A 23,097-nucleotide genomic window follows, 5' to 3' on the forward strand; every position below is an offset into this window, starting at 1 on the left:
AACCTTGTTCACAGCCCTGCCCATGCGTATCTGAGACAAAACGATCTAACAGGAGACAGCGATGTTCAAGGGACTGGGCGCGATGGGCGATATGGCCAAGATGATGAAGGCCGCCAAGGAAATGCAGGAAAAGATGGCGCAGCTGCAATCCGAGCTGAATTCCATCGTCGTCATCGGCGAGGCCGGTGCCGGTCTGGTGCAGGCACGCGCCACCGCCAAGGGCGAGCTGACGGGGCTGTCGATCGATCCCTCGATCCTGCAAGCTTCGGAAAAGGAAGTCGTCGAAGACCTGATCCTCGCCGCCATCAAAGACACCCAAGCCAAAGCCAAAGAGCGCGAGAGCGAAGAGCAACGCCGCCTGCTGCGCGAGATGGGCCTGCCCGAAAATATGGAACTTCCCGGTTGATCGGACGGCGCACCCCATGACCCAAGGGCGCGACGACATCGAGGGGCTTATCGCGCTGATGGCGCGTCTGCCCGGCCTTGGGCCGCGCTCGGCACGCCGCGCGGTGCTGCACCTGATCTCCAAGCGCGCGCAACTGATGGCCCCGCTGGCCGAAGTGATGGCCGATGTCGCACGCAACGCCCGCGAATGTGCGCGCTGCGGCAATATCTCGGGCCAACCGGTCTGCGCGATCTGCGAGGACGAGCGCCGCGCCATCGGCGAACTTTGCGTGATCGAGGATGTTGCTGATCTCTGGGCAATGGAGCGCGGTCACGCCTTCAAGGGACGCTACCATGTGCTGGGCGGCACACTGTCTGCGCTCGATGCCATCGGCCCCGAAGAGCTACGCATCCCCGACCTGATCGCGCGCATTCAATCCGAGGGAATCCGCGAAGTCATCCTTGCACTCAACGCCACGGTCGAGGGTCAAACCACCGCCCATTACATCGCCGAGGCGCTCGAACCGATGGGGGTGGCCGTCACCAGCCTCGCGCAAGGCGTGCCCATCGGGGGCGAGCTGGACTACCTTGACGATGGCACGATTCAGGCCGCATTGCGCGCCCGCAAAGCGTTCTGATCACCCCCTTTCATCTAGCCCTAAATACTCCCGCCGGAGGCCCCGCCTGCCAAGCGCGAGCGCGCCCGTGTGATGCTCCGCCCCATTGAACCTGCGCGCGGGCCTCGCTATCAGGGAGGCATCCCGAAACGAGATGCGAGACCGCCACCGATGATCCGCCTCTATCATGTTGCGCTATCCCCCTATTGTCGCAAGGTTCGCCTGACGCTGGCTGAAAAGAAGCTTGAGGTCGAACTGGTCGAAGAACGCTATTGGGAGCAGCAGGCCGATTTCCTGCGCCGCAACCCGGCGGGCAAAGTGCCGGTGCTCAAGATGGACGGCATGGTGATGGCCGAAAGTCAGGCGATCTGCGAATATATCGACGAGCGCTACCCCGAGGCCCCTTTAATGCCGCGCGATGCGACCGGGCGCTACGAGGTGCGCCGTCTGTGCGCGTGGTTTGACGATAAATTCAACGCCGAAGTGACCAGCAAGGTGATGGGCGAACGGGTCTGGAAAAAGGTCCGCAAAGAGGGCTATCCCGACAGTAAGGCTGTGAAATCGGGCCTCTCGGCGATCAAATTTCACCTCGATTACATGGGCTGGCTGCTCGATCAGCGCCGTTGGCTGGCGGGCGATGTGATGACGCTGGCCGATTTCGCCGCCGCCGCCCATCTGAGCTGTCTCGATTACATCTCGGATGTGGACTGGAACCGATCCGAGGCGGTGAAGGATTGGTACGCGAAGATCAAATCGCGCCCGGCCTTCCGCTCGCTTCTGGCCGATCAACTGTCGGGCATGCCGCCCGCGCCGCAATATGGCGAGCTGGATTTCTAAGACGCTCAGGCTGGGGGCGCTGCCCCCAGACCCCCGGGATATTTTTATCAAGAGGAAGAGGCCGTGGAGGATTTGAAATCACGGCTGGTGGCCAAAGCGCTTGAGGAAGGGTTTTCCAAGGCGCGCGTGACGCGGCCCGATGCGATCCCGCAGGCGGCGGCGCGGCTTGAGGCGTTTGTCGGCGCAGGGATGCACGGCCAGATGGGCTGGATGGAGGAACGGCGCGCGTGGCGGGGCGATCCGGCGGCGCTGTGGCCGCAGGCGCGCTCGGTTCTGATGTTGGCCGAGAGCTATACGCCTGACTATGACCCGCTGGCGCTGTTAGAGCAGCGCGATCAGGGGGTAATTTCCGCCTATGCGCAGGGGCGCGATTATCATGATCTGGTGAAGAAGCGGCTGAAACGGGTCGGGCGCTGGTTGCTGGAACAAGCGCCCGAGGGGGAGATCAAGGTCTTTGTCGATACCGCCCCGGTGATGGAAAAGCCCTTGGCGCAGGCGGCGGGTTTGGGCTGGCAGGGCAAGCACACCAATCTGTTGGCGCGCGATCTGGGCAACTGGTTTTTCCTCGGCGCGATTTTCACCACGCTGGAGTTCGCCCCCGATACGCCGGAAACCGAGCATTGTGGCCAGTGCACCGCCTGTCTGGATATCTGCCCGACGCAGGCATTTCCTGCGCCGTTCCAGCTTGATGCGCGGCGCTGCATTTCCTATCTGACGATTGAGCATAGCGGGCCGATTGATCTGGAATTGCGCGCCAAGATGGGTAACCGGATTTATGGCTGCGACGATTGTCTTGCCGCCTGCCCGTGGAACAAGTTCGCGGCCACCGCACGTGAGGCGCGCTATCATGGCGGGGTTGGCGCGCCGCCCTTGGCCGAATTGGCGGCGCTGGATGACGCTGCCTTTCGCGCGCGGTTTTCCGGCTCGCCGATCAAGCGAATCGGGCGCGATCGGTTCTTACGCAATGTGCTGTATGCGATTGGAAATTCTCACGATCGCACCTTGGCTGGTGCCGTGCGCGCGCATCTCAGTGACACCAATCCCACTGTGGCCGAGGCCGCGTCTTGGGCGCTGTCCCAGCTTGGGGACTAAAATGCGCGCGGGCTCTGGCATTGGCGGGCGCATCTGATAAGGCAGCAGATATGAGCAGCCCCGCCATTTCCACACCGTCACCGTTCTTGGGCATCACCTTGAAACTGGGAACAGTGATCGCGTTTGTCATCATGCAGGCGATCATCAAGGCGGTCTCAGACACGATCCCGCCCGGTGAAGCGGTGTTTTTCCGCTCGGCCTTCGGGATGGTGCCGCTGCTTGTCTGGCTGGCGTGGCGGCATGAATTGCGCGGCGGCCTGCGCGTGAGAAACCCGATCAATCATGTGATGCGCGGGGTGATTGGCACCACGGCAATGGCGCTGAGTTTCGCCTCTCTCGCCTATCTGCCGCTGCCCGAAGCCACGGCTTTGGGCTATGCCGCGCCTTTGTTGACAGTGGTGTTTGCCGCGCTGTTCTTGCGCGAAACGGTGCGGCTGTTTCGGTTTTCTGCCGTGGGTTTGGGGCTTGCGGGGGTGTTGGTCGTGCTGTGGCCGCGACTGGGCGGATCGGGTCCGGCCCAAGGGGTTGAGGCATTTGGCGCAGCACTTGCGCTGGCGGGGGCCACCTGTGCCGCGCTGGCACAAATCCAGATTCGGCGAATGGTGGGAACCGAACGCACCTCGGCCATCGTGTTTTGGTTCTCGATCACCGCCACCCTGTTATCGCTTGCCTCGATCCCGTTTGGCTGGGTGTTGCCGACCCCGCGCGAGGCGATCTTGTTGATCGTGGCGGGGCTGATCGGCGGCACGGGGCAGATCATGCTGACCTCGGCCTACCGCTTTGCCGATGCGTCGCTGATTGCGCCGTTCGATTACGCCTCGATGTTGTTTGCGCTAGCGATAGGCTATGCGATTTTCAACGAGGTGCCGACTGCGTGGACCCTAAGCGGCGCCGGGCTGGTGATCAGCGCGGGCATTTTGATTATCTGGCGCGAGCGGCAATTGGGGCTGGAGCGGCGGCGCGCGCGCAAGGCGGGCACGCCGCAAGCCTGAGGGCGCAGATGTGAGCGTCTTGATCTAACGCATGCCGACTCGGTCAAAATCTGTTATAATGGATCTTCCAGCAATGATTAGAGGAGCCAAAGCGATGTCGCGTCACGTTATTGACCACGCAAAACCGGCCTCGGAGAGCGCCCGTTTACAGCGTTTTCTCACTTTGCAGCGCAAGGAAGGCGTCCATCCCGCCGTGCAAGATCTGTCCAAGCGCTCGCATGGGGAATCGGGCGCGCGCGTTACGCAATTTCTGCGCATCGAGCGGCACGAAGAGGCCTAGGCCGATCTATGATTTGAATATCAAAAGGGCGCGCCTAATGGCGCGCCCTTTGTCATTTCAGGTGCACAGACATCAGCTGCGCACGAGTTTCTCGTAGGTTTCGGAAATGTCGCGCGTCAACGCGCCCACCTCAAAGTGGAAATCTCCGATCTGACCCACGGGCGTCACCTCGGCGGCGGTACCGGTAAGCCAGCACTGCTCGAACCCGGCCAGTTCGGACGGCTCGATGCGGCGCTCATGCACGGTGATGCCCTTATCCTTGAGCAGGCCGATCACGGTCTGCCGGGTGATCCCGTTGAGGAAGCAATCGGCGAGCGGCGTGTGAACCTCGCCATCCTTGACGAAGAAGATATTGGCCCCCGTCGCCTCGGCCACATAGCCGCGATAATCCATGAATAGCGCGTCCGAGCAGCCCTTATCCTCGGCGATATGCTTGGACATGGTGCAGATCATGTAAAGACCGGCCGCCTTGGCCTCCACCGGGATGGTGCGTGGATCGGGGCGGCGCCATTTCGCGATGTCCAGCTTGGCGCCCTTGGTTTTGGCATCTCCGTAATAGTTGCCCCATTCCCAACCAGCCACGGCCATCCGCACCGGGTTGCGTCGCGCCGAGACACCCATGTCATCGCCCGCGCCCCGCCATGCCACGACACGCACATAGGCATCGGTCCAGCCATTGGCCTTGAGCATCGCGTATTTCGCCTTTTCGATCTCATCGACCGAATAGGGGATCGTCATGTCCAGCAGTTGACCCGACTTGAGCAGACGCTCGGAATGCAGACGCGATTTGAAGATCGTGCCGTTGTAACAGCGCTCGCCTTCGAATACCGAGGACGCGTAATGCAGCGCGTGGGTCAGAATATGGACATTGGCGTCACGCCACTCCACCATCTTCCCGTCCATCCAGATCTTGCCGTCGCGATCATCATAGGCCCCGGCCATTTCACCCTCCTTGGCGTTACACCGATTTACGAATGTTGCGCAAGTTAGGTCCGATATGGGCATTTTCTTGCGCAGAAACTGTCGTTCGCTAGCAGTTGAGTCTTGGATAGTCAACAAGACTGACTTAAAGTCACGAAAAAGAGTAGAGGGATAGATGGCCGATAGTGGAAGCCCTGGGGGCGAGACGCTCCTGTTTCTCACCGACGAGCAGTTGCGGCGCGGGACCGAGGCGATGTTTTTTGCCTATCGCGCCTTTACCGCCGATCCTGATCGTCTGCTCGAAGAGCATGGCTATGGCCGCGCCCATCACCGCGCGCTGCATTTCATCAATCGACAATCGGGGCTGACAGTGACCACTTTGCTGGCGGTGCTGGGCGTGACCAAGCAGTCGCTGAACCGGGTGTTGCGCACGTTGATCGAGGATGGTCTGGTGGAAAGCCGGGTGGGGCGGCGCGACAAGCGCGAGCGCCAGTTATATTTGACCGAGGCTGGGCACACATTGGAACGGGCCCTCTCTGAGGCACAGCGCGGCCGGATGCGCAGCGCCTATCGCATGGCAGGGCCGCAGGCAGTGGCGGGGTTTCGACAGGTTCTTGAGGCGATGATGGGGTCTGATCTGCAGCGCCTCTACCAACAGATGAAGGAAGAGTGATGCCCTATCAGGCCGACCCGCATCTGTTGATCATCGACGATGATGAACGCATCCGATTATTGCTGAAGAGCTTTTTGCAGCGCAACGGATTTCTGGTGACGGCGGCGCGCGATGCGGCCCATGCGCGGCGGCTGTTGGCGGGGCTCGATTTCAACCTGATCGTGATGGATGTGATGATGCCGGGCGAAGATGGGTTGAGCCTGACGCGCGATTTGCGCAAGTCGATTTCGACGCCGATCTTGCTGCTGACAGCGCGGGGCGACACGCGCGAGCGCATTGAGGGCCTTGAGGCGGGGGCCGATGACTATCTCGCCAAGCCGTTTGAGCCCAAGGAACTGCTGTTGCGCATCAATGCGATCCTGCGCCGGGTTCCCCAAGAGGCGGAAACCGGGCCGAAATTCCTGTCGCTCGGGGCGCTGAAATACGACCACGACCGGGGCGAGCTGTGGGATGGCGAGGCCCCGGTGCGCCTCACCGCGACCGAAGTGCAACTGATGAAGATCTTCGCCACCCATGCGGGCGAGGTAATCTCGCGCAGCGCCCTGATCGAAGAGCTGGGCCGCGACCGCACCGCGCATGACGAGGGTGGCGGCGACCGCGCGGTGGATGTCCAAATCACCCGCCTGCGCCGCAAGATCGAACGCGACCCGCGCGAGCCACGCTATCTGCAAACAGTGCGCGGACTTGGCTACATGCTGGCACCGGATTGAGTTATCCACAGATCACGCCCACTCACGCAGGCTCACGATTATTGATTCGCTCTGAACACGCTAAGGGTTTGATCTGTGGCCCAAGCTTGGGTGCGCAGGCGGGCACGCCGATCACTTTTTCCCGTCCAGACTGGATTAACCCTGCGTGAAAGGCTGCTTAGCCGCAATTCGCACCCCCTCGGGGTGAATGCGTTCTGGACTGACGATTCCGTGATTGATATGAGAGCAAGCATGTTTGGGCACACAACACTGTGTGCCCCGGCACGTCACTATCGGTCCGACACCGCGGGCCCCGGAAGGAGAGACAACGTGTCCAACCCAGAAAATCACGCAGGCACCCGGAGGGATTTCCTCTATTACGCGACCGCCGGCACTGGCGCAGTCGTCACTGGCGCCGCCGTCTGGCCGCTGGTCAATCAGATGAACGCCTCGGCGGACGTCAAAGCGATGTCGTCGATTTATGTCGACGTCTCGGGTGTCGAGACGGGCACGCAGCTGACAGTGAAATGGCGCGGCAAGCCGGTCTTCGTGCGCCGCCGCAGCCAGGAAGAGATCGACATGGCGCGCGCCGTGCCGCTGGACGAGCTGGTCGACATTTCGGCTGAGAACGCTAACAAGCCGGGCGCAGAGGCGACCGATGAAAACCGCACGCTGGACGAGGCGGGCGAATGGTTGGTGATGATCGGCGTTTGCACCCATCTGGGCTGCGTTCCGATCGGTAACATGTCGGGCGATTTCGGCGGCTGGTTCTGCCCCTGTCACGGGTCGCATTACGACTCGGCCGGGCGCATCCGCAAAGGCCCCGCACCGCGCAACCTTGATATCCCGGTGGCTCAGTTCACCGATGACACCACGATCCTGTTGGGCTGAGGAGACCTAAAATGTCGGGCATTCCCCACGACCATTACGAGCCCAAGACGGGCATCGAAAAATGGGTGCATTCGCGCCTTCCCATTGTCGGGTTGATTTATGACACGATCATGATCCCCACGCCGAAAAACCTGAACTGGTGGTGGATCTGGGGCATCGTCCTGGCATTCTGCCTTGTGCTGCAGATCATCACCGGCATCGTTCTGGCGATGCATTACACGCCCCATGTCGATCTGGCCTTCGCCAGCGTCGAGCATATCATGCGCGACGTGAATGGCGGCTACATGCTGCGCTACATTCACGCCAACGGCGCCTCGCTGTTCTTCTTTGCCGTTTATATCCACATCTTCCGTGGTCTCTATTACGGGTCCTACAAAGCCCCGCGTGAGATCACATGGATCGTCGGCATGATCATCTACCTGTGCATGATGGGCACCGCGTTCATGGGCTATGTGCTGCCTTGGGGGCAGATGTCGTTCTGGGGCGCGACCGTGATCACCGGCCTGTTTGGCGCCATTCCCGGTATCGGGCCAAGCATTCAGGCTTGGCTGCTGGGCGGACCGGCGGTTGATAACGCGACGCTCAACCGTTTCTTCTCGTTGCACTACCTGCTGCCCTTCGTGATCGCAGCGCTGGTGATCGTGCATATCTGGGCCTTCCACACCACGGGCAACAACAACCCGACCGGCGTGGATGTGCGCAAAACCTCGAAGGCCGAGGCCGAGAAAGACACCCTGCCCTTCTGGCCCTATTTCGTCATCAAAGACCTTTTCGCCTTGGCGGTGATCTTGATGATCTTTGCGGCGGTCGTGGGCTTTATGCCGAACTTCCTTGGCCACCCTGACAACTACACCGAGGCCAACCCGTTGGTCACGCCGGTCCATATCGTGCCGGAATGGTATTTCCTGCCGTTCTACGCGATCTTGCGCGCGTTCACCTCGGATGTGTGGGCGGTGATGTTCGTGCATTGGATCACCTTCGGGATCGTGGACGCCAAGTTCTTTGGGGTGCTGGCGATGTTTGGCGCGATCATCGTGATGGCGCTGGCACCGTGGCTGGATACCTCAAAAATGCGCTCGGGCAGCTACCGTCCGATGTTCAAATGGTGGTTCTGGTTGTTGGCAATCGACTTCGTCGTGCTGATGTGGGTGGGCGCGATGCCGACCGACGGGATCTACCCCTACATCTCGTTGATCGGGGCGACCTATTGGTTCGTGTATTTCCTGATCATCCTGCCGCTGTTGGGCCTGATCGAAAAGCCGACCGCAATGCCCGCGACGATTGAGGACGATTTCAATCATCACTACGGCATCAAACAAACTCCGGCTGAGTGAGTCAGGAAGAGGGACGCAACATGAAAAACTTTCTGATCTCTGCAATCTCAGCCCTATCGATCGGCGCGGCGGGTCTTGTCGCCGCTCCGGCGCTGGCAGCCGAGGGTGGCAGCCATGTCGAAAACGTGGCCTTCTCGTTTGAGGGCCCGTTTGGGACCTATGACCAGCAGCAGCTACGCCGCGGGTTTCAGGTTTACCGTGAGGTCTGCTCGGCCTGTCACGGGCTGAAATACGTCGCCTACCGCACGTTGGCGGATGCCGATGGCTTGGGCATGAACCCCGCTTGGGTGCGCGCCTATGCCGCCGAGCATACCGTAATCGACAAAGAAACCGGCGAGGAGCGCCCCGCCAAGGAAACCGACCATTTCCCGACCGTGACGGGCGAGGGCATGGGCCCGGATCTGTCGATGATGGCCAAGGCCCGAGCGGGCTTTCACGGCCCCTACGGTCTGGGCATCAACCAATTCCTCAAAGGCATGGGCGGGCCGGAATACATCTATTCCGTGCTGACGGGCTATAACGGCGAAGAAAAGGAAGAGGCCGGGTCGTATTTCTATGGCAACCACACCTTCGCAGGTGGCTGGATCGCGATGCCTCCGCCGCTGTCCGATGAGTTGATCGAATACGAAGACGGCACCCCCGCAACGGTGCATCAGATGGCCGAAGACGCCTCTGCCTTCCTGATGTGGTCGGCAGAACCCAAGCTGATGGCGCGCAAGCGCTGGGGCTTTGTGGCGGTGCTGTTGCTTCTCGTGCTGAGCTCGCTGCTTTATCTGACCAACAAAAAGCTGTGGGCGCCGCATAAGGGCAAACATGTCGATCTTTGATCGCAGCTAAACCAAAGCCAGAACGCCCCCTCCATCCCGAGGGGGCGTTTTCCATTTGACCATTGCGCAGGCTCAAGCAACGGTTGTCAGAGTGCTGGCGCGCGCTACTTCGCACCGCATACCCACGAGGAAAAACAATGCCCATCCTGTCCGAATTTCCCCACGCCACACCTGCCCATCGCGCGCCCCGTCTGTGTGTGTTGATCGACGCCGATAATGTGCCCGCCTCTTATGCCGAGGCGATCTTTGAAGAGATCGCGTCGCTGGGCGAAGCCTCGGTGCGCCGGATCTATGGCGATTGGTCGGCGCAGCGGTTGGCGGGTTGGGCCAAGCGCGTGGCCGAATTGGGTCTGGTCGCCGATCAGCAGTTCTCCAATACCAAGGGTAAGAATGCCTCTGACATCGGGCTTGTGATTGCGGCGATGGATTTCCTGCATTCCGACCTGTTCGACGGGTTCGTGCTGGTCTCGTCGGATAGCGATTTCACCCGGCTTGCAGCGCGCATCCGCGAACAGGGGCTTGATGTCTATGGCATCGGTGAGCAGAAAACCCCCGAAGCCTTTCGCAAGGCCTGCAAACGGTTCATCTATGTCGAGAACCTTGGAACGGCCGAGACCAGCGCCCCCGCCAAACCCGCAGGCAAAGGCACCGGGCGCGACACCGAAAAAGACGCCTCCCCGAAAGCGACCAGTGGCGGCAAGCAGCCCCCGACCGCCGCGATTCCGGTGATCGTGAATGCGATGAAGGCGATTGGGCTGGAAGAGGAATGGTATTCGCTGGGCCAGCTTGGCCAGTTCATCACCCAAGCCAACCCCGATTTTGACACCCGCACCTATGGCAGCGCCAAACTGTCGGATTTGCTGCTGAAATCAGGGCGTTTCCAGTTGCAGCGCGGTGAAGGCAATCAATGGATGGTGCGCGATCTCGCCTAAGCGGGATCAGTCCGACTTCGTGCCATAGCGCGCCATGAACATCGCCACCGCGCCCCGGATGACCCGGTCCTTGTCGCTTGCCGCAGGGCAGCACCCAACGCCAAAGACCAACTTGGCATGCAGGTCTGCCTTGCACATCTCGGCAAACAGATGTGCGGCCAGATCAAGGTCGTCGATTGCCAACTCGCCCCGCGCGACCGCCTGTTTCAGATAGTCCAGCAAGGTGCGATGCACCAATTCGGGTCCGGACGCGTAAAAGGCGCGGCCCAATTCGGGAAAGCGCTCTCCCTCGGCGACGCAAAGCCGGTAAATGCCTTGGCCCAGCTCCGAGGCCATAAAGTCGATGATCTGGTGCCCCGCAATCGACAGCACCACCTCGGGGGGTTGGTCAAAATTGATCTGCGCCAGCGCCTGATCGGCCTGTCGCTGGCATTCGGTTTTGGTAACTTCGAGAAACATCAGCCGCTTGTCGGGGAAGTAGCTGTAAAGCGTGGCTTTGGACACGCCCGCTTCCTTTGCGATGTCATCAACCGAGGCCCCTTCGAACCCGTCACGCAAAAACACTTCGCGCGCGCCGTTCAGCACCTGATCGAACTTGCGCCCGCGATGAATTTCTGTTGCCTGCGCCATCAGCTCTCCTCAGTCCCGGACACGTCCGGTGTGTGGGTCCAGCATAGCCGCTCTGGTTCAGCCCCTGCAAGGCGGCGCAACGTCACGTCATGTCATGTCAGCTATCAACGTGCTGTCATATGCAGCTGTCTGCGCAAGGCTCTCGCGTGCGGCGCAGCGTTCAAGCCAAGCTTTGATGACTCCATCATCGGGCACAAAATCGGGTAACCAGAGATAGGGCGAGGCCACCAGCAGATCGGCCGCCGAGTAGCGATCACCCAGCAAATAATCGCCGCGATCAAGCGCCCGGCGCAGTTCGGCGGTGATCTCATCGCGGCCGCGGAAGGTGCTGGCGAACCCGTCAGTGGCAAGGCCCAGAATCGTGGCGACCATCACCGGCTCCATCACGCCCTGATAATAGGCCATCCAGCTTAGGAAAGCGCCCCGCCCCGGCGCGCCCGGTTGCGGGGCGAACCCCGCCTGGGGTGTCTTTTCGCACAGATAGGTAAAGATCGCGCCGCGCTCGCGGATATGCTCGTCGCCATCGACCAGATAGGGCACCTTGCCTTCGGGATGGGCGTTGGCCGGGTCGGCGTGCCCCGAGCCATCGCCACGCCGCACAGTCACGACGCGAATCTCAACCGCATCGAAAAGCCCCAGCTCGTGCAAGAGCGCAATCGTCGAACTCGAACGGGTGTGCGGGGAATGATAGAGAATCATGACAGTCTCCTGACTTTTCTTGGCAGGATGACTATGCCACGATCCTCCTGTCAAAAACCGACAGGAGCCGCCATGCCCCGCGCTGATCGCTTGTTTCGCCTGCTTGATGCGCTGCGCCGCCTGCCCGCGCCTGCGACCGCCGCACAGCTGGCGGCAGAAACAGAGGTGTCCGAGCGCACGCTTTACCGCGATATCGAGGCTTTGCGTGCAGGTGGCGCGCTGATCGACGGGGCGGCGGGCTATGGCTACACGCTGACCGAAGACCCTGCGCTGCCGCCGCAAAACCTGTCGCGGCTGGAGCTGGAGGCGCTGGTTCTGGGGCTGGCCGAGCTGCGCCATCTGGGCGACACAGATCTGGCGCGGGCGGGCGAAATGGCGCTGGCCAAGATCACCGCGACCCTGCCGGAAAGCCGCGCCCATCAAGCTGCCCATGCGGTGCTGGCCTCGTATCGGATGCACAAGCGCCCCGCCCCGCCGGTCGATCTGTCGCTGATCCGTCAAGCCGCTTGGGACGAGCGGATGATGCGGCTGCATTATTGCGACCGTGACGGGGTTGAAAGTGATCGGGTGATCTGGCCGCTCGGGTTGGTCTATCTGGATCGCGAACAGATGCTGCTGGCCTGGTGCAGCCTGCGCGCGGATTACCGGATGTTCGTGATCGCCAGAATGCGTGCCATCGAGGTGCTCAGTGACAGTTTCCGCCCCCGCCGCGTACCGATGCTGCGCGACTATACGGCGGCGATACACAAACGCGCCCACCCGAAGGCGGACGCGCAAGGTGATTTGCTGGGCTGAGGCTTACAGCTCGGCGCTTTCGTAGGCCTCGATGATCTTGGCAACCATCGGATGGCGCACAACGTCTTTCGAGGTGAAGTAGTTGAACGAGACGCCCTCGACACCGTCCAGAATACGTTCCGCATCCGCCAAACCCGACGGCATGCCGCGCGGCAGATCGACCTGTGACCGATCCCCCGTGATCACCATGCGAGAGCCCTGCCCCAGACGGGTGAGGAACATCTTCATCTGCATCGTGGTCGCGTTCTGCGCCTCATCCAGCACCACAAACGCGTTGGACAAGGTGCGCCCGCGCATGAAGGCAAGCGGCGCGATCTCGATGCGCTTTTCCTCGGTCAGCTTGGCAAGCTGTTTGGCGGGCAGAAAGTCATTCAGCGCGTCATAAAGCGGCTGCATGTAGGGATCGACCTTGTCCTTCATGTCACCGGGCAGAAAGCCCAGACGCTCGCCCGCCTCGACAGCGGGACGCGACAGGATGATCTTGTCGACATGGCCACCAATCAACATGGTCACGCCCACGGCCACCGCGAGATAGGTTTTGCCGGTGCCCGCAGGTCCGATGCCAAAGGCCAGCTCGTGTTCGAACAGGTGTTTGACATAGGCCTTCTGCGCCTCGGTGCGCGGCTCGACCTGTTTCTTGCGGGTGCGAATCTCGTATTTCCCGGCGGCGAACATCTCAAGCTGTTCGTCCATCGAGGTGCCCGCGCCCCCCAGATCGACCATGCGCAGGGCGGCGTCGACCTCTTCGGCGTCGATTGGCTTGCCTTGCTCAAGGCGCTGGTAGAGATGGTGCAAAACGGCGGCGGCCTGAAGCTGTGCTTCGGCGCTGCCAACGACGGCCAGTTGGTTGCCGCGTCGCAGGATATGCACCTGCAGTTTATGCTCTATTTGGGCGAGGTTGCGGTCGAATTCGCCGCACAAATCAATCAAAAGCCGGTTGTCGGGGAACTCAAGAAGCGTTTCATGAACGTCCTGAGAGCGAGGCGGGGGTGTGATTGCGCTAAAGCCCAAAAAGAGAGTCTCCCTAAGCTGATGTTGTAGATATATGGTGCCTGTCGATGGGGCTTCACGCAAGCACTGGTTTTGCGAAGGCCCCCGCGGCGGGCGAGATTTCATAAAACGGTAACGAAAAAACCCGTGCAAAGTTCCGCGCAGGCCGTTTGCCTAAATTTTGGGCAAAATCTATCTCGCCTAGAGAGAGTCGCCAATCGGCGAGCCTGATTTGAACGGGCCAACCGCAGTATTGCGTGGACCGGCACCCGAACAGATCGGCTTGCCGTAATCGTCCACACGCGTGGTCAGATAGCCCTCGACACCATCATCGATGATCCAGTGATCGCAGCCGTCGGGGTCAATCCAGACACCAGCCTTGAGCTGGCTGAGATGCTTGGCGTCGATACCGCCGTCGATGGATTTGTCGGGTCCGATCTGGCGGAGCCCTTCGCCGCCCTCACATGCTGCCAACGACACAGCGGCCGCACCGATCGAAAGAAGTCTCGTCACTCCCATGTCCCTGCCCCTCACTTCACGCAGATGATTTCGACGCGACGGTTTGCCGCCATGCCTGCTGCCGTCTTGTTGGTCGCGCGCGGCATCCGCTCGCCATACCAGTTCACTGCCAGCACAGGCGCGCCAACCGATTGCGCGACTTTCGCTACGGCTTGGGCGCGTCGCTTGGACAGGCGCATGTTGTATTCATCCGAGGCGCGGCCATCGGTGTGCCCGGTGATGATGAATTGGCGGGCCTGCGCGGTGCGAAAGAAGTTTTACAGATACTGACGACAATTTGATTTGAGATAACGGAAATCTTGGGATCGGGCCCCGATTCCCTCTATATATTGTGGCTCAATCTTCATAAACGCCCTAAAGTGGTGGCGCGATGCCGACATGGAAACATGTCCGCCCAAATTTCACCGCAATTTGAAGCCATCCTGACATAGGAAATGAACGCACATCCTTTGCGGCCCCCGAGTCGGATCAGCAGTCCCGATCGGGCGATTTTACGCGGGAATTGTCGACGGCAGGGAAACCAAGCCGTCGATTCCTTAATATTGTTCGATATTCCCCCCATAAACATAGAGAATCCTTCTTAAATCTTCCGAATCAGGCGTATAGAACGTAGTTATGTCCGTGCGGCTTTCTGCTGATTGCGCAACCGGACCAAGCCCTTCGCTGCCGATCAGGAGACCAAAATCTGATGAAACCAATTGCTATCGCCATAATTCTTGCAGGCACCCTTGGAGCCGGCGCCGCTTCGGCCGGAACTGCCTGCTATACCGGGCCGACCGGGCGCATCCATGCCGCGAACAAGACGAGCTGCGGCCCCGTCATCAAGCAGGCAATCCATATCGATTGTTATCGCGGCCCATGGCGTGCAACGATCTGGGATCACCCGCAGGGCAGCTTTGTCGATGATCTCGTGAAATATGGCTACGACTACGGCGATGCCAACGGGCTGGCGACCGAGATCTGCAAAAAAGAGAGCCTCGTGGGCGATCCCGACGGGCTGCGTGCCGAGTTGCTGCGCGCAATCGCTGCCGATCCGCCCGGACCGAAATAAGACAAGACCCTTGGTGGGGCGGGCTTAGATAAGCTCGCCCGCCAATGAATTGGGCGCGGCCTCGGTGATGCGCACGCGCGCCAGAACGCCGGGCGCCAGACCCTCGCCGCGCACATGGACGGCTTGCAGATAGTCGGATTTGCCGACCCACTGACCCTCCATCCGGCCCTTCTTTTCAAACAATACGCTTACCTCGCGCCCCACCATCGAGCGCTGACAGGCCCGTTGCTGATCCCCCAGAAGTGCCTGCAATTCCTGCAAGCGCGCATTGGCGACCTCCTCGGGGATCGCACCGTCTCGGCCCATCGCGGGCGTGCCCGGACGCGGCGAGTATTTGAACGAATAGGCCATGCCGTAATTGACCTCACGGATCAGCGCCATCGTGGCTTCAAAATCCTGATCGGTTTCGCCGGGGAAGCCGACGATGAAATCCCCTGAGAGCACCAGATCGGGGCGCGCGGCGCGGATGCGCTCGATCAGGCGGATATATTGCTCGGCAGTGTGTTTGCGGTTCATCGCCTTGAGGATACGATCGCTGCCCGATTGCACTGGCAGGTGCAGATAGGGCATCAGCTTGGGCTCATCGCCATGCGCCGCGATCAGGTCGTCTTCCATGTCATTGGGGTGCGAGGTGGTGTAGCGGATGCGCTCCAGCCCGTCAATTTTCGCCAATGCACGCGTCAGCCGCGCCAGCCCCCAATCGCCGCCCGTCCCTTGCCCGTGATAGGCATTGACGTTTTGGCCCAGCAAGGTGATTTCGCGCACGCCCTTTTCGACCAGATCGCGGGCCTCGCTCAGGATTTTGTCGGCCGGGCGCGAGACCTCGGATCCTCGGGTGTAGGGCACAACGCAGAAGGCGCAGAACTTGTCGCAGCCTTCTTGCACGGTCAGGAACGCGGTTGGGCGGGCCTGACGCGGGCGCGCGGGCAGATGGTCGAACTTGTCCTCAAGCGGGAACTCGGTCTCGACGGGGCGCGCGCCATTATCGGTGCGCGCAACCAGCTCGGGCAGCTTGTGATAGCTTTGGCTGCCCACGACCAGATTAACCAAATCGGAGCGACGCAAAATCTCGTCGCCCTCGGCCTGGGCCACACAGCCCGCAACGCCGATTTTCAGATCGGGCTTGGCCTCTTTGAAGGGGCGCAGACGGCCCAGATCGGAATACATCTTTTCGGCGGCTTTTTCGCGAATGTGGCAGGTGTTGAGCAATACCATATCGGCCGCCCCGACATCATCGGTCAGCTCATAACCCTGCGCGACCATCGTCTCGGCCATGCGCTCGCTGTCATAGACATTCATCTGACAGCCATAGGTCTTGATATGCAGCTTCTTGGTCGTCTCAGCCATGACATCCTCGCGCGCTTATTCAAGCCGCGCTGATAACGCGAAGCACCCCTTTGGCGCAAGGGCGCAGGGGCTGCGCAAGACTTGCAATCGTGCGCGGCTTGACCGATCTTGAGGGCGAACCGCCCGCAGATGGCAGGAAACAGGCATGAAACACAATTCTCTGGCGGGTTTTCTAAGCACGCAGCGTTCAGCCTTGGCGAAGGGGCCGGTCGGGATCATTTTGGCGGAGGATGGCGTCGAACTTGAAAGCACGCTGCGCCACCATATCGGCTTGGGGTTTCCGGTGCTTTTGGTACTGGGATCGGCGGCGCTGGATTTGCCCGATGATCTGGCTGGCGATGCAAAGGTGAAGATCCACCGCATCGACTTTGATCTCCATCGCCCCGAGGCGCTGAGCAGCGCGATCAATCCGATCCTAGAGGCGATGGCGACAGGAGTTTGGGGGTATTACTGCTTTAATGGCGAGTATCTGTTCTACCCGTTTTGCGAGACCCGCTCGATCACAGAGATTTTGAATTTCCACGGCGAAGAGCGGCGCTCGGCCATGCTGAGCTATGTCATCGACCTGTATGCCCAAGACCTGCAGCTGCACAGAAATGGCGTCGACAAAGACGGGGCACTGTTTGATCGTTCGGGCTATTACGCCTTGGCGCGCCCCGATCCCGACAATCACAATCATCCCAAGGAACGCCAGTTGGATTTCTTCGGCGGGCTGCGGTGGCGCTTTGAGGAACATATCCCACAAGCGCGCCGCAGGATTGATCGCATCGCCCTGTTTCGCGCCAAGCCGGGGCTGAAGCTGCGTGCCAATCACACGTTCAACGACGAGGAATACAACACCTATTCCTGCCCGTGGCATCACAATTTGACCTGCGCAATCGCTTCGTTCCGCGTTGCCAAGGCGCTGAAATTCAACCCCGGTTCGACCTATGATATCGACCGGTTCGCATGGTCGAACTCGACGCGGTTTGACTGGTCCAGCCAGCAATTGTTGGATTTGGGGCTGATGGAACCCGGTCAGTGGTTCTGACGCCGAGATAATTTTTGGCACAGCCCCGAGCGGTTTCGGGACGGGATCGCGCCATACCTTAGTAAAAGAATCATCTTTACAATTCAGACTCTTTTGGTCAGGTTAATGGGACCAGCCAGTCGATCCCCGACAAGCCCGCCAAAATCAAGGAGTCCGGAAGATGAAACGCGCATCTTTCCCCGGCCCCCGTTTCGGGGCCCAATCCAATAGCGAACCGCCTCTGAGCCTGCGCGACATCGTCGATGCGCTTTGCGCGGGGTTCAGCCCAGATACCAGCACCTTGGAAAATGTGTTGGACCGGATTGAGGGGACGCGTCGGTGAGCATCAAGGAAGCCTTCGACACCGCCCTGCCCGTGCATGATGCCACGCGACTGACGGGTCATGACGGATTGGCCCATATCGTCTTGAACGATCAGGTCTATACGCTGCGCATCACCAAGGCCGGCAAACTGATTTTGACGAAGTGATCACGATCGCAGCAAGGCAGGAGAGATGGAGCGGGCGGCGGGAATCGAACCCGCGTCTCTAGCTTGGAAGGCTAGGGTCTTACCATTACACAACGCCCGCGCTGCGCCCCTTTTAGCGCCCTGCGCGCGCGCCTTCAAGTCGGATCGGCAAGGGGCGCGCGCAAATCCTCGCCCTCGGCGCGATTAGAATTGACCTTTGGGTCCACGCGCCAAGCCTGCAACACGCCTTGCGCGCATGGATGCATCAAAAGCGCCGCGCTGTGCCCGTCCTCTCCCAGCCACTTCGACCAGTCTTCAGGCTCGAGAATCAGTGGCTCGCGGTGATGGATCGGTTCCAGCGTCGGCCCCGCGGCGACCGTCACCATCGCAACGCTGCGCAGGCGTTGCCCGTCATGTTCCCAATCTTGCCACAGCCCGCCAAACACCATCGGCTGCCCATCGCGGCGCGAGATATAATAGGGCAGCTTTGCCCCGTCCGCGCGGTGCCATTCGTAAAACCCATCGGCGGGGATCAAACAGCGCCGGGTGCGGATCGCGGCGCGAAAGGCGGGTTTTTCGGCCACGGTTTCGGCGCGTGCATTGATCAAAAGCGGCCCTGCCGTCGGGCTGTCATACCAGTGGGGCAAAAACCCCCAGCGCATGGTTTCCAAATGGCGCGCCCCATCCTACGCCGTGCAGACCGCCAGCGGCTGTGTCGGGCAGATGTTCAGCCGAGCGCAGCTTGGCAGATCATTGCCCGGCGTCGCCGAGAACAGTTGCGCCATCGCGTCAACCGGCAGCGTATTTGCGATGCGTCCACACATTCCTCCAGATTAGGGCGATCGCGCGCAGGCTCAAGCCCTGCTTGACCAGAGCGCCCCTTTGGGCCAAGAGAATGGCCATGTTGATATACAAGATCTTCCGTCGCCCCGAATGGGATGCGTTTGCCGAAGCGGGCCACACTTTGGGCGCGCCGATCGACCTGAACGATGGCTATATCCATTTCTCGACCGCCGCGCAGGTGGTGGAAACTGCGGCCAAGCATTTTGCCGAGATTTCCGATCTTGTGATCGTCGCCTTCAACCCTGATGCGATGGGCCCCGAATTGAAATGGGAGCCCTCGCGCGGCGATCAGCTCTTTCCTCATCTGTATCGCCCGCTGCAACTGAACGAAGTGATCTGGGATCACGCGCTGCCCCTAGGGGCGGCTGGGCATATTTTCCCCGAAGGATTGGTATGAGTGGAGTGATCGAACGTGCCGGTCTTGCCGTTCTGCATCGGCTGGACCCTGAGACCGCGCATGATCTGTCGATCAAGGCGCTGCGCAGCGGTTTGCTGCCGCTGCCCGGCCCGGTCACCTCGGCGCGGCTGAAAACGGACTTGGCAGGGATCGGTCTGCTCAATCCGGTGGGTCTTGCGGCCGGATTTGACAAGAATGCGCAGGCGGTTTCGCCGCTGATGCGGGCGGGGTTCGGCTTTCTCGAAGTGGGCGCAGCGACACCGCGCGCGCAAGAGGGCAACCCGCGCCCGCGCCTGTGGCGGCTGAGTGCGGATCGCGCCGCGATCAATCGCTTTGGCTTCAACAATCAGGGAATGGAGGCGATCACCGCGCGCCTTGCCAAGCGCCCCGAGGGGATTCCCGTCGGGCTGAACTTGGGGGCCAATAAAGACGCCTCGGATCGCGCCGCCGATTTCGCCACCGTTCTGGCCCATGCCGGGCCGCATATTGATTTCGCGACCGTCAATGTCTCGTCGCCCAATACCGAACGGCTACGGGATTTGCAGGGCAAGGCGGCGCTGTCTGGGCTGCTTGCCGGGGTGATTGAAACCCGCGACGGGCTGGCGCGGTCCATCCCGGTTTTCCTGAAAATCGCGCCTGATCTGAATGCGGATGAGTTGGCTGAGATTGCCGAAGTGGCGCTGAGTTCGGGCATTGATGGGGTGATTGCGACCAATACCACGCTGGCGCGCTATGGCCTGCAAGACCCAACAGCGCCCGCGCAGGGCGGGCTGTCAGGCGCGCCCTTGTTTGAACGCTCGACCCGCATTTTGGCGCAGATATCCCAGCTGACCGAGGGGCGCTTGCCGTTGATCGGCGTGGGCGGGATCAGCTCGGCGCAGGACGCCTATGACAAGATTTGCGCCGGCGCGAGTGCCGTGCAACTTTACACCGCGATGGTGTTTTCCGGCCTTTCGCTGGCCGCAGATATCGCGCGCGGGCTGGATGAATTGCTGGAACGCGACGGGTTTGCCAGCGTGGCGGATGCCGTGGGCAGCGGGCGTGACAAATGGCTGTAACGCTTTGGTATAATCCAAGGTGTTCGAAATCGCGTCAGACCTTGGCGCTGCTAGAGGCGCGCGGCGTGGCTGTGACGGTGCGCGATTACCAAAAATCGCCCCCCAGCCTGGCCGAGCTACAAGACGTGCTGCGCAAGCTGGACCAACCGGCGGGCGCGCTGATGCGCTGGAAAGACAGCGATCTGGCCAAGGATTCCAGCGAGGGCGATATCCTTGCCGCGCTTGCCACCAACCCGAAACTGATCGAGCGCCCGGTGGCAATCACCCAAAGCGCGGCGCGGATCGGGCGACCGCCCGAAGCTGTGCTGGAGATCGTGTAAGCGGCGGTTGCGCGTTCAGCCGTTGAGATCCTTGAGCAGGCGGCCATGTTTGCGCAGCTCTTCCACCAGCGCGCCGAAGGTTCTCAAACCGCGCCCATGTAGCGCGGGCAGAAGTTTCAGAAATGCATCCGCCGTGGCGATCGTATCACCGATGGCCGTGTGGCGCGCCTCCTCGGGGATAGTGATGCCAAGGCGGTGGGTCAGCGCATCCAGCGTATGGGTGTCGGACTGGCCAAAGACGACGGCCGAGAGCAGCACGGTGTCAAGCACCGGGTTGTCAAAACGTGCGCCGATCACTTCTTCTTTGCGGTGCAAAAACTCCATATCGAAAGGCGCGTTATGGGCGACCAACACCGCGCCTTGCGCGAAGGTGTGGAACCTGCGCCCCACTTCAGCGATATCGGGCGCGCCTTGCACCATCGCGTTTGAGATCCCGTGCACCGAGGTCGAAACCGCCGGGATCGAGCGGCCCGGATCAACCAGCGTGTCAAACACCTCGCCCTCGACACGGCGCCCATTGACGATGCGCACCGCGGCGATCTGCACGATCTCATCGCCTTCGCTGGGCAAAAGCCCCGTCGTTTCGGTGTCAAAGACCACAAAGGTCAGTTCCGAAAGCGGGCTGTTGGCAATCTCGGCCACGCGCTCGCGATCGAGCAGCTCAAAGTCATAGACCACCGCGCGCGGCACCGGTTTGGGGCGCGTGGTGACAAGGCGGGCCTCGCGCAGGGGTAGGCACAGGCGGGCGCGCCCCTCCGACATCTCTTCGGGCCAGATTTCAGCGGCATGAATGGCCAGCACGCGCCGCCCCGTCACATCCTCAAGCCCGACATCAAGCGCCAGATCCAGCCAGCTTTCGAGATCAGAGATCGGGACCGGCGCGCCGACCCATTCCAAGGCGATCAAGGCGCCCGCCCCTTCTTGGGTGATCTCAAGGCGCAGATCTTGGCGCGGCGGCAATTGGCGCACGAGCATGGCCAAAAGCGCCACCATCTCAAAACCCTCGCAGCGCAGCATCAGCGCCGAGGTGACAGGCAAGATCGTGCCACCCTCGGCCTCGACGCGCGCCGCAACGGCTTGGCCCAGATCAGAGGCGCGGATCATCGCAAGCGGCCACCAATCGGCGCGATTGGACTCGTGGCGCTCAAAGAATTCATGAATCGCCCCCGACAGATCGGCAGCCTCAGATTGCGCAGCCGCGCGCACCGGATCGCGCGCGGCCCCCGTTGGCCCATCCTCGGCGGTGAGCACCCCGATCAGCGATTGCAGCGCAGCGGCGGGGCGGCGAATGCGGTCAAACAGCTCATCCATCAATTGCTCGCGCGCGGCGTGGCTGGCCATATCGCCCGACACATCGCGCAGCGTCAGCACATAGCCGGGCCGCTTGGCCAAATGGTGATCCATACCCTCAGAGAGCAGCCGCATCCGCGCCGCCAAGACCTTACCATCATCGACCGTCGCACAGAGCAAATCCGAGGCCGCATCTGGGTCTTGCGTGGCCATCAGCCGTTCATAGGCATGCGCGATTGGGGCGGCGTGGAGATATTCAAACACCCGTCGATCCAGCCCCGGCGCATGGGCCGAGCCCAGCAGATCAACCGCCTGCCCGTTGTAAAAGGCAAGCTGGTGATCGGCGGTGCACAGCAACACCCCGACCGGCACATCTGACAGCAAGGCCTCAAGACGTTCTTTCTCGCTGGCAAGCCGGGTGGTTTCACGCTGCACCGCCTCGCTCAGTGCGTTTCGCGTCTCTGCGAGATGGCGGGTCACCGAGGCCGCGGCGGGCGCGAGATCGCCCAGATAGCGCGCGATCTTGTCGTCAAAATCGACGCTGACATCGGCCGAACTGCGCGCACGCATCAAACCCGAGAGTCGCTCGATCGGTTTGGCGACGTTTTCGTCAAACAGGAACCAGACCCACGCAATCAACCCCAGAATGGCAAAGCCCGCGACCGCCCCACCAATCACCATCGCGTTCAGCAAGTGTGGGTCGGCAATGCGGGTATAGCCAAACCAAAGCCCCGCGATCAGCGCCCCCAGATTGCCCAGCGCCAGCGCCCCGAAGAACAGGAAAACCCGTGTCCGAAGGCTGAGCTGGGTGAGGTCCATCAGGTGGTCTCCCCGTCCAGAATACGGTGCAGCTCGGCGCGCAATTCGCTGAGTTCAAAGGGTTTTGCGATAAAGCCATCCGCGCCCAGTGCCAGCCCCTTGCGCCGCTCCATCGCAGAGCCGCGCGCGGTCATCATCAGGATGCGCACATCCTCTAAGCCTTTGTCAGCGCGCACCTTCTGGCAGATTTCATAGCCCGACACCTCGGGCAGCATCACATCAAGCAGCACCAGATCGGGGCGCGACTCGCGGATCAGTTCCAAAGCCCCCCGCCCGGTGGCGATGCGCTCATGCGCATAGCCCTCGCGGCTCATGAGATAGTCGAGCGCGATGGCGATATTGTCCTCATCCTCCACGATCAGGACGCGCTGTTGTTTCTCCCCATCGGCCATG

The 23,097-nt window shown here is 61.1% G+C and carries 28 protein-coding genes, 1 tRNA gene and 2 pseudogenes; 20 read left to right on the plus strand and 11 right to left on the minus strand.

The window, feature by feature from the left end; genetic code table 11:
* Positions 1-61 precede the first annotated feature (61 nt).
* The 6 genes from AB4874_RS14710 (at position 62) to AB4874_RS14735 (ending at position 4,202) form a co-directional block, all read left to right on the plus strand.
* Complete coding sequence (locus tag AB4874_RS14710; RefSeq protein WP_295533570.1) at positions 62-406, plus strand: YbaB/EbfC family nucleoid-associated protein; 345 nt, start codon at positions 62-64, stop codon at positions 404-406.
* A 16-nt stretch (positions 407-422) separates the two neighbouring features.
* Positions 423-1,022, plus strand: a complete 600-nt coding sequence (gene recR / locus AB4874_RS14715) for a recombination mediator RecR (protein ID WP_368392552.1) — start codon at positions 423-425, stop codon at positions 1,020-1,022.
* 150 nt (positions 1,023-1,172) lie between these two features.
* A complete protein-coding gene (fzlA, locus tag AB4874_RS14720; RefSeq protein WP_295533566.1) occupies positions 1,173-1,838 on the plus strand; it encodes an FtsZ-binding protein FzlA in 666 nt (221 codons plus the stop codon).
* A gap of 63 nt (positions 1,839-1,901) precedes the next feature.
* Positions 1,902-2,930, plus strand: coding sequence for a tRNA epoxyqueuosine(34) reductase QueG (gene queG / locus AB4874_RS14725; RefSeq protein ID WP_368392553.1), 1,029 nt, complete (start codon positions 1,902-1,904; stop codon positions 2,928-2,930).
* Positions 2,931-2,980: 50 nt separating this feature from the next.
* Positions 2,981-3,922 carry a DMT family transporter gene (locus AB4874_RS14730; protein WP_368392554.1) on the plus strand — a complete coding sequence of 314 codons (942 nt, stop codon included), beginning with the start codon at positions 2,981-2,983 and terminating at the stop codon, positions 3,920-3,922.
* A gap of 94 nt (positions 3,923-4,016) precedes the next feature.
* Positions 4,017-4,202 (plus strand): hypothetical protein, encoded by a 186-nt coding sequence (locus AB4874_RS14735; protein WP_368392555.1) that lies wholly within the window; start codon positions 4,017-4,019, stop codon positions 4,200-4,202.
* A 72-nt stretch (positions 4,203-4,274) separates the two neighbouring features.
* Here the strand turns inward: AB4874_RS14735 and AB4874_RS14740 are convergent, their stop codons facing one another.
* Positions 4,275-5,144 carry a branched-chain amino acid aminotransferase gene (locus tag AB4874_RS14740; RefSeq protein WP_368392556.1) on the minus strand — a complete coding sequence of 290 codons (870 nt, stop codon included), beginning with the start codon at positions 5,142-5,144 and terminating at the stop codon, positions 4,275-4,277.
* 154 nt (positions 5,145-5,298) lie between these two features.
* Between AB4874_RS14740 and AB4874_RS14745 the strand changes: the two genes are divergently transcribed.
* From AB4874_RS14745 to AB4874_RS14770, 6 genes are all read left to right on the plus strand, one after another.
* Positions 5,299-5,796: a MarR family winged helix-turn-helix transcriptional regulator gene (locus tag AB4874_RS14745; RefSeq protein ID WP_295533557.1), complete on the plus strand. Its 498-nt coding sequence runs from the start codon at positions 5,299-5,301 to the stop codon at positions 5,794-5,796.
* The gene (locus tag AB4874_RS14750) at positions 5,796-6,506 is read left to right on the plus strand and encodes a response regulator (RefSeq protein ID WP_295533555.1); all 711 of its coding nucleotides are present in this window, start codon (positions 5,796-5,798) and stop codon (positions 6,504-6,506) included. The genes AB4874_RS14745 and AB4874_RS14750 overlap by 1 nt, the downstream gene beginning before the upstream one ends.
* Before the next feature lie 309 nt (positions 6,507-6,815).
* Complete coding sequence (gene petA / locus AB4874_RS14755) at positions 6,816-7,376, plus strand: ubiquinol-cytochrome c reductase iron-sulfur subunit (RefSeq protein WP_295533553.1); 561 nt, start codon at positions 6,816-6,818, stop codon at positions 7,374-7,376.
* 11 nt (positions 7,377-7,387) lie between these two features.
* Positions 7,388-8,710 carry a cytochrome b gene (gene petB, locus AB4874_RS14760; RefSeq protein WP_295533552.1) on the plus strand — a complete coding sequence of 441 codons (1,323 nt, stop codon included), beginning with the start codon at positions 7,388-7,390 and terminating at the stop codon, positions 8,708-8,710.
* 20 nt (positions 8,711-8,730) lie between these two features.
* The gene (locus AB4874_RS14765) at positions 8,731-9,537 is read left to right on the plus strand and encodes a cytochrome c1 (protein ID WP_295533550.1); all 807 of its coding nucleotides are present in this window, start codon (positions 8,731-8,733) and stop codon (positions 9,535-9,537) included.
* A 137-nt stretch (positions 9,538-9,674) separates the two neighbouring features.
* Entirely contained in the window at positions 9,675-10,469 is a 795-nt protein-coding gene (locus AB4874_RS14770; protein ID WP_368392557.1) for an NYN domain-containing protein, read from the plus strand.
* A 6-nt stretch (positions 10,470-10,475) separates the two neighbouring features.
* On the opposite strand, the gene AB4874_RS14775 is transcribed toward AB4874_RS14770, so the two are convergent.
* Positions 10,476-11,102, minus strand: a complete 627-nt coding sequence (locus AB4874_RS14775; protein ID WP_438273489.1) for a TetR/AcrR family transcriptional regulator — start codon at positions 11,100-11,102, stop codon at positions 10,476-10,478.
* Positions 11,103-11,186: 84 nt separating this feature from the next.
* Positions 11,187-11,798, minus strand: coding sequence for a glutathione S-transferase family protein (locus tag AB4874_RS14780; protein WP_368392559.1), 612 nt, complete (start codon positions 11,796-11,798; stop codon positions 11,187-11,189).
* A gap of 72 nt (positions 11,799-11,870) precedes the next feature.
* On the opposite strand from AB4874_RS14780, the gene AB4874_RS14785 reads away from it, so the two are divergent.
* On the plus strand, positions 11,871-12,593 hold the full coding sequence (locus AB4874_RS14785; protein WP_368392560.1) for a helix-turn-helix transcriptional regulator: 723 nt from the start codon (positions 11,871-11,873) through the stop codon (positions 12,591-12,593).
* A 3-nt stretch (positions 12,594-12,596) separates the two neighbouring features.
* Here the strand turns inward: AB4874_RS14785 and AB4874_RS14790 are convergent, their stop codons facing one another.
* From AB4874_RS14790 to AB4874_RS14800, 3 genes and pseudogenes are all read right to left on the minus strand, one after another.
* On the minus strand, positions 12,597-13,604 hold the full coding sequence (locus AB4874_RS14790; protein ID WP_295533541.1) for a PhoH family protein: 1,008 nt from the start codon (positions 13,602-13,604) through the stop codon (positions 12,597-12,599).
* Positions 13,605-13,784: 180 nt separating this feature from the next.
* Positions 13,785-14,102 carry a hypothetical protein gene (locus tag AB4874_RS14795; protein WP_368392561.1) on the minus strand — a complete coding sequence of 106 codons (318 nt, stop codon included), beginning with the start codon at positions 14,100-14,102 and terminating at the stop codon, positions 13,785-13,787.
* A gap of 11 nt (positions 14,103-14,113) precedes the next feature.
* Positions 14,114-14,356: pseudogene (locus tag AB4874_RS14800) on the minus strand (OmpA family protein); the annotation flags it as partial.
* A gap of 434 nt (positions 14,357-14,790) precedes the next feature.
* Between AB4874_RS14800 and AB4874_RS14805 the strand changes: the two are divergent.
* On the plus strand, positions 14,791-15,153 hold the full coding sequence (locus tag AB4874_RS14805) for a hypothetical protein (protein ID WP_295533537.1): 363 nt from the start codon (positions 14,791-14,793) through the stop codon (positions 15,151-15,153).
* A 24-nt stretch (positions 15,154-15,177) separates the two neighbouring features.
* On the opposite strand, the gene miaB is transcribed toward AB4874_RS14805, so the two are convergent.
* A complete protein-coding gene (gene miaB, locus AB4874_RS14810; protein ID WP_295533535.1) occupies positions 15,178-16,500 on the minus strand; it encodes a tRNA (N6-isopentenyl adenosine(37)-C2)-methylthiotransferase MiaB in 1,323 nt (440 codons plus the stop codon).
* 145 nt (positions 16,501-16,645) lie between these two features.
* Between miaB and AB4874_RS14815 the strand changes: the two genes are divergently transcribed.
* The 3 genes from AB4874_RS14815 to hemP all read left to right on the plus strand — a co-directional run bounded on the left by AB4874_RS14815 (position 16,646) and on the right by hemP (position 17,998).
* Entirely contained in the window at positions 16,646-17,530 is an 885-nt protein-coding gene (locus tag AB4874_RS14815) for a hypothetical protein (RefSeq protein WP_368392562.1), read from the plus strand.
* 160 nt (positions 17,531-17,690) lie between these two features.
* Complete coding sequence (locus tag AB4874_RS14820; protein ID WP_295533531.1) at positions 17,691-17,852, plus strand: hypothetical protein; 162 nt, start codon at positions 17,691-17,693, stop codon at positions 17,850-17,852.
* Positions 17,849-17,998: a hemin uptake protein HemP gene (gene hemP, locus AB4874_RS14825; RefSeq protein WP_438273487.1), complete on the plus strand. Its 150-nt coding sequence runs from the start codon at positions 17,849-17,851 to the stop codon at positions 17,996-17,998. Before AB4874_RS14820 ends, hemP begins: the two co-directional genes overlap by 4 nt.
* A gap of 26 nt (positions 17,999-18,024) precedes the next feature.
* On the opposite strand, the gene AB4874_RS14830 is transcribed toward hemP, so the two are convergent.
* Both AB4874_RS14830 and AB4874_RS14835 read right to left on the minus strand, forming a co-directional pair.
* Positions 18,025-18,098, minus strand: a tRNA-Gly gene (locus AB4874_RS14830).
* 34 nt (positions 18,099-18,132) lie between these two features.
* Positions 18,133-18,801, minus strand: a pseudogene (locus AB4874_RS14835) (SOS response-associated peptidase).
* Positions 18,802-18,878: 77 nt separating this feature from the next.
* Between AB4874_RS14835 and AB4874_RS14840 the strand changes: the two are divergent.
* From AB4874_RS14840 to AB4874_RS14850, 3 genes are read left to right on the plus strand one after another with little or no spacing between them, the layout of a single operon-like run.
* Complete coding sequence (locus AB4874_RS14840; RefSeq protein WP_295533527.1) at positions 18,879-19,217, plus strand: DUF952 domain-containing protein; 339 nt, start codon at positions 18,879-18,881, stop codon at positions 19,215-19,217.
* Complete coding sequence (locus AB4874_RS14845) at positions 19,214-20,275, plus strand: quinone-dependent dihydroorotate dehydrogenase (RefSeq protein ID WP_368392563.1); 1,062 nt, start codon at positions 19,214-19,216, stop codon at positions 20,273-20,275. Before AB4874_RS14840 ends, AB4874_RS14845 begins: the two co-directional genes overlap by 4 nt.
* The gene (locus tag AB4874_RS14850) at positions 20,266-20,595 is read left to right on the plus strand and encodes an arsenate reductase family protein (RefSeq protein ID WP_368392564.1); all 330 of its coding nucleotides are present in this window, start codon (positions 20,266-20,268) and stop codon (positions 20,593-20,595) included. Before AB4874_RS14845 ends, AB4874_RS14850 begins: the two co-directional genes overlap by 10 nt.
* Positions 20,596-20,610: 15 nt before the next feature.
* Here AB4874_RS14850 and AB4874_RS14855 read toward each other — a convergent pair whose 3' ends face one another.
* Positions 20,611-22,704, minus strand: a complete 2,094-nt coding sequence (locus AB4874_RS14855; protein WP_368392565.1) for a 3'-5' exonuclease — start codon at positions 22,702-22,704, stop codon at positions 20,611-20,613.
* Positions 22,704-23,096 carry a response regulator transcription factor gene (locus tag AB4874_RS14860; RefSeq protein WP_368392566.1) on the minus strand — a complete coding sequence of 131 codons (393 nt, stop codon included), beginning with the start codon at positions 23,094-23,096 and terminating at the stop codon, positions 22,704-22,706. The genes AB4874_RS14855 and AB4874_RS14860 overlap by 1 nt, the downstream gene beginning before the upstream one ends.
* Position 23,097 lies beyond the last annotated feature (1 nt).

This window comes from Thioclava arctica (assembly GCF_040892615.1).
GTDB lineage: Bacteria > Pseudomonadota > Alphaproteobacteria > Rhodobacterales > Rhodobacteraceae > Thioclava > Thioclava arctica.